Origin of the sequence: Chroococcidiopsis sp. SAG 2025, from assembly GCF_032860985.1 — a bacterium.
GTDB lineage: Bacteria > Cyanobacteriota > Cyanobacteriia > Cyanobacteriales > Chroococcidiopsidaceae > Chroococcidiopsis.
Map to the genome: position 1 here is coordinate 117,195 of NZ_JAOCNC010000001.1, position 12,648 is coordinate 129,842.

At 42.5% G+C, this 12,648-nt stretch carries 11 protein-coding genes; 4 read left to right on the forward strand and 7 right to left on the reverse strand.

Features of this window, described 5'->3' with window-relative positions; genetic code table 11:
- Positions 1–832 precede the first annotated feature (832 nt).
- Positions 833–1,123 carry a Calvin cycle protein CP12 gene (locus N4J56_RS00520; protein WP_317104660.1) on the forward strand — a complete coding sequence of 97 codons (291 nt, stop codon included), beginning with the start codon at positions 833–835 and terminating at the stop codon, positions 1,121–1,123.
- 25 nt (positions 1,124–1,148) lie between these two features.
- On the opposite strand, the gene N4J56_RS00525 is transcribed toward N4J56_RS00520, so the two are convergent.
- The 3 genes from N4J56_RS00525 to N4J56_RS00535 all read right to left on the reverse strand — a co-directional run bounded on the left by N4J56_RS00525 (position 1,149) and on the right by N4J56_RS00535 (position 3,185).
- A complete protein-coding gene (locus N4J56_RS00525; protein WP_317104661.1) occupies positions 1,149–1,589 on the reverse strand; it encodes a GNAT family N-acetyltransferase in 441 nt (146 codons plus the stop codon).
- A 10-nt stretch (positions 1,590–1,599) separates the two neighbouring features.
- The gene (locus N4J56_RS00530) at positions 1,600–2,469 is read right to left on the reverse strand and encodes an aldo/keto reductase (protein ID WP_317104662.1); all 870 of its coding nucleotides are present in this window, start codon (positions 2,467–2,469) and stop codon (positions 1,600–1,602) included.
- Positions 2,470–2,552: 83 nt separating this feature from the next.
- A complete protein-coding gene (locus N4J56_RS00535; RefSeq protein ID WP_410500393.1) occupies positions 2,553–3,185 on the reverse strand; it encodes a methyltransferase domain-containing protein in 633 nt (210 codons plus the stop codon).
- 223 nt (positions 3,186–3,408) lie between these two features.
- Between N4J56_RS00535 and N4J56_RS00540 the strand changes: the two genes are divergently transcribed.
- On the forward strand, positions 3,409–4,596 hold the full coding sequence (locus tag N4J56_RS00540) for a TRC40/GET3/ArsA family transport-energizing ATPase (RefSeq protein ID WP_317104664.1): 1,188 nt from the start codon (positions 3,409–3,411) through the stop codon (positions 4,594–4,596).
- A gap of 44 nt (positions 4,597–4,640) precedes the next feature.
- Here the strand turns inward: N4J56_RS00540 and dnaN are convergent, their stop codons facing one another.
- Positions 4,641–5,786 (reverse strand): DNA polymerase III subunit beta, encoded by a 1,146-nt coding sequence (gene dnaN, locus N4J56_RS00545; RefSeq protein ID WP_317104665.1) that lies wholly within the window; start codon positions 5,784–5,786, stop codon positions 4,641–4,643.
- Between the two features lie 623 nt (positions 5,787–6,409).
- Between dnaN and N4J56_RS00550 the strand changes: the two genes are divergently transcribed.
- Both N4J56_RS00550 and N4J56_RS00555 read left to right on the forward strand, forming a co-directional pair.
- Positions 6,410–7,324, forward strand: coding sequence for a branched-chain amino acid transaminase (locus tag N4J56_RS00550; protein ID WP_317104666.1), 915 nt, complete (start codon positions 6,410–6,412; stop codon positions 7,322–7,324).
- An 18-nt stretch (positions 7,325–7,342) separates the two neighbouring features.
- Positions 7,343–8,980: an FAD-binding oxidoreductase gene (locus tag N4J56_RS00555; protein ID WP_317104667.1), complete on the forward strand. Its 1,638-nt coding sequence runs from the start codon at positions 7,343–7,345 to the stop codon at positions 8,978–8,980.
- A gap of 240 nt (positions 8,981–9,220) precedes the next feature.
- Here the strand turns inward: N4J56_RS00555 and N4J56_RS00560 are convergent, their stop codons facing one another.
- The 3 genes from N4J56_RS00560 to N4J56_RS00570 all read right to left on the reverse strand — a co-directional run bounded on the left by N4J56_RS00560 (position 9,221) and on the right by N4J56_RS00570 (position 12,561).
- Positions 9,221–10,423 (reverse strand): GAF domain-containing protein, encoded by a 1,203-nt coding sequence (locus tag N4J56_RS00560; protein ID WP_317104668.1) that lies wholly within the window; start codon positions 10,421–10,423, stop codon positions 9,221–9,223.
- A gap of 904 nt (positions 10,424–11,327) precedes the next feature.
- A complete protein-coding gene (locus N4J56_RS00565; protein ID WP_317104669.1) occupies positions 11,328–12,377 on the reverse strand; it encodes an NAD-dependent epimerase in 1,050 nt (349 codons plus the stop codon).
- A 16-nt stretch (positions 12,378–12,393) separates the two neighbouring features.
- A complete protein-coding gene (locus tag N4J56_RS00570) occupies positions 12,394–12,561 on the reverse strand; it encodes a hypothetical protein (protein ID WP_317104670.1) in 168 nt (55 codons plus the stop codon).
- Positions 12,562–12,648: the final 87 nt, after the last annotated feature.

The following is a 12,648-nucleotide window of genomic DNA, read 5'->3' on the forward strand; positions in this document are numbered from 1 at the left end:
TAGCTGAAGGAGAGCGATGTCAGGCAAATGGACAGTGCAAATATCGGTTCTAAACGGTGTGGAGTTTTTATCGCTTCCTCCACTTCGTTACTACCAAGGGGAGGCGAAACCCTCCATCAGAACGGTCTGAGGTAGTTCACGTTTAGAGTTGGCTTTTATATCTAACTATATGTTAATCATTCAGCCGCTTAGAATGCGATGGTATTCTGAGCGGCTTGCTATTATGAAGTATGCTTTTTATTTGTAGTTACTGTTTGCGTGTCTACTTTAGATTATTCTATTTTTAGAAAATTAGATATAGTTATTCTCAATTGGATGGGGTACATAAGAGCTGTAGAGGCGCAGAGCTGTGCGCTCCTACGAATGTATTTCACCTGTATAGGAAACGCTATATCTAAATTTATGAATTCTTAAAACTTTCTAACTTAAAAACGATTTATTTACATTAGTGTTATGCTAGCTACAAAATAAGTAAGCTAACAATTCTATTAATTTCCGGCATCTTCTAAGGCAAATACTATAATTTAACAAAAGATGTAAACGTTTTTTAAGTTATAAGAATATTTGATTAAATATTTAAAATATGAGAAGTTTAAGATTAATGTACGAAAAACTAAACTAAAAAATTATAAGCAAAACCACAGCATCTAGAAAAATCGGTCTAAGATATAGGCAGTAAAAACCGATGCTTAAAATTACGGTTTTACTCACTGGCAGCTGGTCTTCTCATGCCTAAATTAGAAAAGGAAATACTTCAGAGTAACCAACTTTGAGGAAGCGAGAAAGACAAGCACAGCAGAATCAAGGCTGAAAAGCTAAACAGGAGATTTTTATGACTCAGGCAACAGATCGTCCCTCCCAAGTCACTAAAATGGCTACTGCGATTGCGGGAAACGAAATTAGTAATTCTTTAGAAAAAGCGATCGTGCAAGCTTTAGAAGAAGCGCGTGCTGCGTGCCAAACTTCAGGTGACAGTTCTAACGAATGCGCGGTAGCGTGGGACATTGTGGAAGAACTACAAGCAGAAAGAAGCCATCGTGAAGCGGCTCAACAAAGAAATAGTCTCGATCTCTACTGTATAGAGTATCCAGAATCGCTTGAATGTCTGATTTACGATGTGTAGTTGTAGAGGCGTTCTACGGAACGTCTCAAACTCTCATATAGTAGCGATATTCGTCGCTACCGACAATCTGAAATCCCAATCGTTCGTAAAGCTTTCTTGCAGGATTTACTTTAATAACGTTAAGGCGCACCTGAATTCCTCTACTTTTACCTAATTCTAAAAGTTCGCCAATGAGTTGAGTACCTAATCCTCTATTTTGGTAATCAGGTGATATGGCAATGTAGTCAAGGAAGAGAAAATCGCCTTTATCCTCGATCGCAATACAACCAATTTCTTTTTCCTCAAGACACAAAATTTCAAAAGGCGACTCGTCCAGGTTTTGGTGGGACTGACGAAACAGCTCTACTTGCTGTTGGTCGTCCCAGCCCCAAGTTTGTTCGACATACAGCCGAAAAGTCTGCTGGTGCAAGTCATGCAAAAAATCATAATCTGCCTGCGTTGCTTGCCGACGCTGGATGTCTTTCATACTTTTTAAGTTAGCCTGTAGCGCGATCGATCTGCCCTACTTCTTCCGAAGATAATTGAATTTGAGCAGATTTGACCGAATCCTCGATACTACTTGCTTTACTCGCACCAGGAATAGGCACTACACAAGGAGATTTTGCCCGCAGCCATGCTAAGACGATCGCGTAGACAGAGACACTCTTCGTTTTAGCTAATTGAGCGATCGCGGGGATGTCTGGTAAGCTAGCAACGCGACGGCTACCCCCTAAAGGACTCCACGGCAAAAAGGTTAAACCCTCACGTTCGCAATACTCCAATACTCCATCTGTCTCTGGTTGTCGCTGCCAGGGATTGTATTGGTTTTGGACGGAGACGATATCAACCACGTCGCGAGCGCGTTTAATCTGTTCTACAGAGAAATTAGAGACACCAACATACCGGATCGTTCCTGCTGCAACGGCTTCTTTAGCAGGTGTGAGTGATTCTTCAATTGTATAGTTTGGATCTGGGGCGTGATATTGCCAGAGATCGATTGGTTTTTCTCCTCCGAAAGCCTCAAAACTAATCCGAATCGTCTCTCGCAAGTGGTCTGGATTACCATTGCGCGTCCAACTTCCACCAGGACGCATTAAACCGCCTTTGGTAGCAACAACTACGTTACTCGCATCACCCTGATATTGTTGCAACGCTTGATGAATTAAACGCTCGTTATGGTGTTTATCTGACTCATCTTTGCAATAGGAGTCAGCCGTATCAATTAGAGTTACACCCAAATCCAAAGCGCGATGAATAGTCTCAATTGCTTGTGTTTCTGGTGGTCTGCTACTCAAAGACATTGGCATTCCACCGAGACCGATAGCGCTGATGGTGACACCAGTATTCCCTAGTTGTTTTGTTTCCATCACTTGAGATTCCGTGACTTGTTCCTCTCGCCCATTCTATCTTTCTGCACAGAAGTTGGTGGCGATCGCGCCAGCAGGATGCATTATTTAACGCACCCTACTAATAAAGCCAATTCTAACCATTTCCAATAACAGTCAACATCTATAAAACAAATTTCTCGCAACCATTTGAGCTGAGTTTCAACATCTAATAATATATTTGATGGATCGTCTGGCTCATCTGCAATTCCGATCGCCTGACGAAAGCGATCGTGCAAGTTTTGAGTTGGAGAAGCAACATGCTCTAAATTGCAAAAAACTCCACCTGGTGCTAAGAGAGAAAAGATTTCTTCATATAAAGAACGTTTGCGATCGTGCGTTAAATGATGAATCGCAAAGCTAGAAACAACAGCATCAAATTGACCTAAAGCTGGTAAAGGTTCATCTAAATTATGAGCTATGATTTCTACTGTTTCATCTCCAGCAAAACGCTGACGCGCTGCTTCTAGCATTGTAGGAGAAAAGTCGATCGCCACACTTTGAACTTGCGGACGATCGATTTTTAACAACCCTAGTAAACGACCATCCCCCGTCCCCAAATCGAGAATTCGCTCTACAGTTTTTGGCACCTGTTCCAACAACACGCCTTCTCCCTCAGTCCGATGGGGAATTTTATCTGCTTTGGCGAGATACCACAAAACGTGGTCAGCATTAGTCCAGAGATTGGTCTGCGTCATCGTTTGAGGAATAAGGGGTAGAGGGAAGTCAAAAGTCAAAAGTCAAAAGTCAAAAATCAGAAGTCAGAAATTAACATTTTACCTCTCAGCACTAGCCTTTTACCCTTCTTACTCCTCACTCCTCACTCCTTATCCCTCACTCCTCACTCCTTATCCCTCACTCCTCACTCTAAACTTATAGATTATAAACAAATATAAACATTTCTCAGATAGGACAATATTCATGCGTCTAATTCTCATGACTGGTAAAGGAGGAGTTGGGAAAACCTCTGTGGCGGCGGCTACTGGACTGCGCTGCGCCGAACTCGGCTATCGCACGCTGGTTCTCAGCACTGACCCCGCACACTCCCTAGCAGATAGCTTTGACTTAGAATTAGGACACGAACCTCGCCTAGTGCGCCAAAATCTCTGGGGTGCAGAATTAGACGCGCTGCTCGAATTAGAAGGAAACTGGGGTGCAGTCAAACGCTATATTACTCAAGTCCTACAAGCACGGGGATTAGATGGAGTCCAAGCTGAAGAATTAGCTATTCTACCAGGCATGGATGAAATTTTCGGTCTAGTGCGGATGAAGCGCCACTACGACGAAGGCGAATACGATGTCTTAATTATCGATTCTGCGCCTACGGGTACGGCTTTAAGGTTGCTTAGCTTACCTGAAGTCAGTGGATGGTATATGCGCCGCTTTTACAAGCCACTGCAAAAAATGTCTGTAGCGCTTAGACCTTTGGTAGAGCCTTTATTTAAACCTATTGCAGGTTTTTCGCTTCCAGATAAAGAAGTGATGGACGCTCCCTATGAATTTTACGAGCAAATTGAGGCATTGGAAAAAGTTTTAACTGACAACACGAAAACTTCCGTGCGCCTAGTCACTAATCCTGAAAAAATGGTGATTAAAGAGTCTCTCCGCGCTCATGCCTATCTCAGTTTATATAATGTTTCCACAGATTTAGTTGTTGCTAATCGGATCATCCCAGAACAAGTGACCGATCCTTTCTTCCAAAAATGGAAAGAAAATCAACAGCAATATCGTCAGGAAATTCACGAAAACTTTCGTCCTTTACCCGTCAAGGAAGTGCCGCTTTATTCTGAAGAAATGTGCGGTCTAGCAGCTTTGGAAAGATTGAAAGAAACATTATATCAAGAAGAAGATCCTGCCCAAGTTTATTACAAAGAAACTACGCTCAAAGTCGTACAAGAACACAATCAATACAGTCTAGAACTGTATCTACCTGGCATTCCCAAAGATAAAATTCAGTTGAGTAAAACAGGGGATGAATTGAACATTACCATCGGCAACCATCGCCGTAATTTAGTTTTACCTCAAGCTTTAGCTGCATTACAACCATCTGGAGCAAAGATGGATGAAGATTATCTCAAAATTCGTTTTGCTGATATTGCTAAGGTTTAATTTAGTAGGTTTAATTTGGTAGGGTGCGTTATTAACGCATCCTATTAATTTCTAATCTGTACCGGCATAATCAAATAAGTCATCTGCAACCCACCAATCGGAGTCAAAACCACTGGAGTCACTGCCGTATTCAGGTGCATTTCAATTTCCCCTGAAGGTAATGCTTTGACTCCATCCATCAAATAAGCAATATTAAAAGCGATATCAAGATTGCCCCCACCAGAAATTTCAGCAGGTAGAAATTCTTTCCCGCTACCTACATCTTGCGCATCAACTGATAAGGCTAATTCTTGTTTGTCGGTATCAATATGAAACTTGACAATATTATTTTTCTGGTCGGCAATAATCGCAATTCGTTCTAATGCACCCAGTAATTGTTTCCGATCGATCGCAATTTGGCGCTCGAATTGACGTGGAATTAACTGACGATAGGCAGGATACTGACCTTCTAGGGTGCGACACGTCAACCGTTGCTCCGACCATTCAAACACAATTTGACCGCGATCGCAATTTAAGGCAATTGGTTCGCTGGCTTGTAGCTTACCCAGCATCCGTTCCAATTCTCGAAACGCTTTAGCAGGTACGGTAACTTCAAGCTGTCTTGACTCTTCTCCATCTGAAGTGTCATTTGCAGTTTGCACGACTGCTAAGCGATGACCGTCCGTTGCTGCAAATTCTAGCGTGTCCTGCTGGACTGTCAAATGCAATCCTTTCAAAATTTGCTTGCTTTCGTCAGCACTTGTCGCAAATAGCGAGCCTTTTAAACCCTCAATCAAAGCCTCTGCTTGCAAATGCACGAATTCACCCTTTTCTAACACGGGTAATTCAGGAAATTCTTCCACCCCCATACCGCGAATTTGGTAGCGTCCATGCTGAGAGGCGATCGCGGCAATAAATGGGACTTCTCCTTCCTCTTCTTCCAGCGTAATTTCTCCTTCTGGAAGTCTTGCCACAATGTCATTTAACAACTTAGCAGGCAAAGTTATCGCACCGCTTACCGTCACTGTAGCAGCAAACGTGGTGCGAATTCCCAGTTCGAGATCGAAAGCTGTCAAGCTTACCTGCTGCCTATCTGCGTCGGCTTGCAGCAATACGTTAGCCAAAACCGGATGAGTCGGACGCGAGGGGACGGCGCGACTGACAAGAGAAAGGTTTGTACTAAGGTCGTTTTGAGTACAGACGAGTTTCATGGACGGCTAACGGGAGATCCTGAGTCAGGAAATTCTAACTACCAGAATAGACATGGTATCACTCTTGTCAAGGTTGTTGTAAGGATGAACCAATAAACTTCTCTGCGAATAGATCCGACTTAAAGATATATTTTTTTATTAGTAGTAGTAGGTGCTGTGGAAACTGTGAAAAAAAATGGCTCTTGCTGTTTCTGTGGCGATCCTAGAGATTAAAACTTGTGGAAAACTTGTGGAAAAAAGCCTTAAGTTTTCCACAGGGTATTTATACTTACTGCAAATTTTCCACGTAAAACCAATAGTTTTCCACAAATTGTCCCCGAGTTTTCCACAGAAAACCCTAAGTTTTCCACAGGTAGAACTGAATCTTAATTTTTATTTATACTCGCTTTAAGCTTGAATTGTGGAGGGCGATCGCGATCGCCAACTCAATTAGCTAAAGCTCAAATAAACCAATTTCAGCTTGCTGGCTGTAAAGTTAGTACTTTTGATTTTACTATGCTTGATGATAATATATTAGATTTTCTAAATTCAGCCGTTCTATCTGAAATTAATTCAAACCGTACTGGGATTGGAGCTGTAAAATCGTCTATAGTGAAATATCTCACCTCTGTTTGAGTTCTCCCGTGCAAAGCTTCCTACCGATCGCCTACTTTCAAAATCAGTTTGTTCCGTTAGGCGAGGCTAATATCTCTATTGCTACCCATGCCTTACACTACGGAACGGGAGCCTTAGGTGGTTTACGTGGAATTCCCCATCCGCAGGATTCTCAGCAAATTTTGCTGTTTCGGCTCGATCGCCATTGCCAGAGATTGAGTCATAGTGCTAGATTTCTTCATTACGATTTACCAGCAGATAAAATTCAAAGCGTCATTGTTGAGTTTGTTAAACGCAATCAGCCCACAGCATCTTTCTACATTCGTCCTTTTGTTTACACTTCTGGCTTAGGAATTGCACCGCGACTGCATTCCATCGAAAAGGATCTTTTTGTTTACGGATTAGAGTTACAAGACTATTTATCTGCTGAAGGTGTTAGCTGTCGCATTAGCTCTTGGTATCGACAAGAAGATCGCAGTATGCCACTACGGGGTAAAATTAGTGCTGCTTACATCACTTCTGCTTTAGCAAAAACAGAAGCAGTTGAATCGGGTTTTGATGAGGCAATTTTATTGAATTCTCAAGGCAAAGTTAGCGAAGCCTCGGGAATGAATATATTCATTGTCAGAAACGAAAAGCTGATTACTCCAGGTTTCGATCAAGATATTTTAGAAGGAATTACTAGGGATAGCGTCATTAAAATTGCCCGAGATTTGGAAATTGAAACAATAGAAAGACCAGTCGATCGAACTGAACTTTTGATTGCCGATGAAGTATTCTTATGCGGTACAGCAGCGAAAATCGTTCCAGTAAAAAGATTAGAAAATTATCAATTATCACCACAAAATAAGATTACGCAAAAACTGCAAGAAAAACTGATTGCCATTACCGAGGGTAGAGAACCGAAATATCAAGATTGGGTATATTCGATCGCAATTAGTTAAATAAAGAGTAGTGAGATCGTGAGTTTAACAGAAGATATTCTGACTCAATTACCAGGCGATGTTTTGAGTGGCTTGCGACAAGCCGATCGCTTACTCGCGTCGATGAGAACGGAGACGACAGCAGTACCGACAGTCGTGACTCAAAGCGAAACTCTTTTGGAAACAGTTGACTGGGATGTCGTGATTTGCGGTGGTACGCTAGGAATTTTAATTGGTAGCGCTTTGGTACAGCGGGGATGGCGAGTCGCTTTGCTCGAACGCGGAATTTTACGAGGTAGACAGCAAGAGTGGAATATTTCTCGCCAAGAATTGGCAGTTTTTTTGCGGTTGAATTTATTAACTGAAGCGGAATTAGAGCAAGCGATCGCTACTGAGTATAACCCCGCCCGCGTTAGCTTTCATAATAGTGGCGAAAATTGGGGCGGCGAAATCTGGGTTAAAGACGTACTCAATCTGGGTGTAGATCCAATTTATTTGCTAGAAACCTTAAAGCAAAAATTTCTAGCAGCAGGTGGGGTGTTATTAGAAAATACTCCCTTTGTGAGCGCGATCGTTCATCCTAATGGCGTGTTTGTGGAGAAAGGGAGCAGGGATAAGAGAGCTGAGGGAGCTGAGGAAGCTGAGGGAGCGACAACCAACAACCACCAATTACCAATTATTAATTACCAATTACCAATTACAACTCGCGTCCTCATCGATGCAATGGGGCATTTGTCCCCGATGACAAAACAAGCACGTCAGGGACAAAAACCCGATAGTATTTGTTTGGTTGTTGGTAGTTGCGCTCAAGGGTTTCCCCAAAATCAAACTGGCGATTTAATTGCCACTTTCACGCCGATTCAAAATCGCTGTCAGTATTTCTGGGAGGCTTTTCCTGCTAGAGATGGTAGGACGACGTATTTATTTACTTACATGGATGCTAGTCCAGAACATTTGGGTTTAGAAGCGTTATTTGAAGAATATTTGCAATTGCTGCCACAGTATCAGGTTATAGATTTAGATAAACTGCATTTTCAACGAGCCTTATTTGGTTTTTTTCCTGCCTATCACCAAAGTCCTTTACGCACTCCTTGGAATCGGATTTTACCAGTAGGAGATAGTAGTGGCAATCAATCACCGCTAAGCTTTGGGGGTTTTGGAGCAATGGTACGCCATTTAGAACGCCTAACGCTTGGCATTCATGCAGCACTTTCTAGCGAGCAGTTATCTGCATCGTCTCTGTCATTATTAGCCCCTTATCAACCAAATCTCAGCGTTACATGGCTGTTTCAAAAAGCGATGAGGGCAGATGTTGGCGGAAATATTCCGCCCGATCGCATTAATCGGTTGCTAGCAGTTGTATTTCTCACTATGCAACAGTTGGGCGATCGCGTCATCAGACCGTTTCTACAAGACGTAGTACAGTTTTTGCCCCTGACACAAACTTTGTTGAAAACTGCGATCGCTCATCCTTTATTAATCGCCCAAATTATCCCTCACGTTGGCTTAGGGGCTTTACTAGATTGGACGATCCATTACACTAACCTTGGAATCTATTCAGTCTTATCTAAATTCAGTCCCATTATCCAACCTTGGCTAAAAAACCTACCCATATCACAACAGTACCAATACCACCGCTGGATTGACGCTTGGCGCTACGGAGCTGGCGAAGATTAGCTTGTTGTCGATCCTTAACTATTAGACTTCTTGCATAAGTATGTTTTTAGGTCACGCAAAGACAAGCCAGTGCGTTGCGGAGGTTTCCTCCGTTGTAGCAACTGGCGTGCAAAGCCGCAAAGCGTTCTCCAAGAGTAGTCGCAAAGAAAAAGACAAAGAAAATAGTTTTGCAAGAAGTCTATTGATGGTTAAGAGTCAATCAGTTGCCACTATCTACAATTAACCATTAACCATCAACCATTAACCACTCACATAATCAGGCATCTGCCACAAGCGCAAGACTGGTTCGATCGCTTCTCCAATGCGATCGGCAACGTAGCGTACTGTTTGTGCTTCTTTGTTGGTGAAGTGTCGCGGATGCAGGCTACCAATATGAAATACACCAACAACTCGATTGCTAGCAAATAGAGGAACGCCTAGCATAGAATGCAGTCCCTTTTGTCGCAGTACGGGGCTGTAGATTTCTATGGTCGATAGGTCGTCAACAATTGTTAACTCTGGATGAGCCGCAATTTTTCCCGCAAATCCCTGTCCGATGGGAATTCTGACTCCAGTTTCGATTTCCTCTTCCAAGCCCAAAGTGGCATGAACTGCTAGTTGTTCTCCGTTTTCTGTTTGTAATAAGACTGCGACAGTATCAACTTCTAGGATGTGGCGAATACATTCCAAGGTTGCTTGGAGTAAATTTTCTAATGGTCTATGGGCAAGTTCGTTTTTGCTCGCAGCGCGATCGCGGGATGGATTTGCTGGAACTGCTTCTACAGCGTTTGTTGCTGCGTTCGGAGATAGCGATCTTGCTGAAACGAGATCGCCTTGAGCGATCTGGTTGTATTCGTGTTGGTGAGTCACTTCTTCTTTGACTTGCAGGCGGCTGTCAATTGCCTTGGCTGGTACGCCAACGGCAATGGAGTAAGGGGGGAGGTCTTTGGTTACAACCGCCCCAGCACCGATGACGCTACCCTTGCCGATCGCGATCCCATCTAAAACTTTCACGCCATAACCTAACCAGCAATCGTCGCCAATTTCAATTCCCTTTTTCGTCACTCCTTGATCGCGAATCCTCTGTAAGGGGTCTGCAAAAATATGATTGTTAGCCACTATGCCACTGTGAGCAGCAATCATGCAGTCCTTGCCAATTTTGATATTCCCTGGACCAGCGATACACGAGTAGGGACCGACGAACGTGCCATCACCAATTTCAATTGTGCAGTTATCTCCGGCACAACTTATATCAGCACCTCGATCTATAGCAACGCGATCGCCCAGCAAAATTTTACAGTTATCATTCCAGGCGTTCAGCTTAACGTTGCGAAATAAATAAACTTCATTGCCAAGTTCGATCTTTTCAGCGCCGAGAAACTCTACGCCCTCTTGGATGAAGACTTTTTTACCCATGTGCCGCAAGATCAGCGGATACAATTTTTGACGTGCAGCCGTACCCATTGCAATCTTAGGCAATGAGCCTATTATGGTAGTAATTATTAGCTCTCTTAAGCGTATCAACTTCCTTTGGGAACTTTGTTGATTCATAGAGAAACTCCAAATCGACCTTAATATTAGAAATGAAATGTCAAATACACTGGTATCGGTTAGTTAATTTATGGTATAATTAACGGCCTTATGCTTTTTGCTTTTCTTTTGCTTTGGATTCCTGAAAAACCCGACTTTGCTCTAGTCGAACTATAAGGTTCTATATATTAGCTAATTTGTCTATTTATTTTATATAGGTAATAATTATACATATTACTGTCACTCTATATTCTTTTTTTTATTTTAGCAAGACTTTTAAAAGCTGCTGAACTGCTTGCTCGCGATTCTTCTTGCCTTTTAGATGTTGGCGATCGCGGCAACTGAGCGAGGGTCAGAGTCTGCATCAAGCTAACTATTACTTTAGGAATACATTGATAATTACAACTGCGTCTTTTCTAATTCGCGAGTCTAGTGTTAATGCTTATTATTTCTTAATAGTAGATTTACAGTTCTTGTTTTATATGTAACTTGAGAAAAACAACATTCACGAACGAGCGCAGCCATAGCTTAGATAATAATACTTATAGAATAATCTCTATATATTTGTTGAACACTATTCCTTCAGAAAGGTTCTATGAAAGAAATATCTAATATTAAAACAAAGAAATGAAAAATAGCGTGAAAGACAACAGAGAGTTTCAAAACTATTTTTAATAATTGCAAATAGTTTCAATCGGCGATCGCGGACAACTGATACCTGGGAAGGGCGGGTTTTGACTGAAGATGTATTGTTCAGGCTGTCAATCTATTCGCCAAACCCGTCCCTACGGTCACTGATAACTTTGTAGAGACGTTACATGTAATGTCTCTACATTGGTCACTGGTCAGGAGTCACTGATAACTGCTCCCTACTCCCTGCTCCCTGCTCCCTGTAATAAAGTTTATACCAGTCAACAAAGCGTTGAATCCCTTCTGATAAAGGCGTAGTAGGTTTGAATCCAACATCGTGAATTAAATCGTCTACATCAGCGTAAGTGCAAGGAACGTCACCGGGTTGCATCGGTAACATTTGCGTGCAAGCTGTTTTTCCCAAAGCGGTCTCAATTGTCTGAATAAACTCATTCAGTTCTACCGGACTGTTATTACCAATGTTGTAAATTTTATATGGAGCTTGGTTTTCAGGTATTTCACTACTACCGTTTGGTTGAGAATACATTTGAGGTGGACGCTGCATAACTCGCACTACGCCTTCTACGACATCATCAATATAGGTGAAGTCGCGTTTCATCTTGCCATAGTTGTAGACTTCAATTGGTTTGCCTGCTTCAATCGCCTGGACAAATTTAAAATAAGCCATATCCGGTCTTCCCCAAGGACCGTAAACGGTAAAAAAACGCAATCCGGTAGTCGGTAAATTGTAGAGATGGCTGTAGACGTGGGCGATCAGTTCGTTGGCTTTTTTGGTAGCAGCGTAGAGGGACACAGGGCGATCGACGCGATCGCTAACTGAGAAAGGTATTTTGGTATTTGCACCGTAAACAGAACTGGAAGACGCAAAGACTAAGTGTTTGACCTGACTGTGACGACAGCCTTCCAGCAGGTTAACAAACCCGGAAAGATTACTATCAGAGTAGGCAAAGGGATTTTGTAGGGAGTAACGAACCCCTGCTTGGGCTGCTAAATTGACGACATAATCGAATTTATTGTATTGAAACAATTCTAAAAGGCGATCGCGTTCTGCTAAGTCCAATTTTTGAAATGCAAACCCCGGATGTGGCTGAAGTTGCGCTAAGCGATCGTGCTTGAGTTTGACATCGTAGTAGTTGTTGAGGTTGTCTATGCCATAGACTCCTATCCCCTCTTGAAGCAACCGTTGTGCTAAATGATAACCGATAAATCCAGCAACTCCAGTCACTAATACGTGCATGTTTTAATATCCTTCGCTAGCATTGTGGACGACGAGATTTCAGGCGATCGATCGCACTAAGTATTTTTGCTACCAGTGACAAGCTAAGTACAAATGGTAGTTGAAATGTTCGGTTTGGGGTTAGAGTCAGACCATTTCTCATCATAGAGGAGCGATCGCCACTCACAGAGCGGGTTTGACTCATCTCTTTCGTAGACGCATTAATTCTTTACAAGTGCCTGTTTTGACTGTAGTGAGTCTTATTAGCTTGCTCCTGAGAGATTCTGGAATA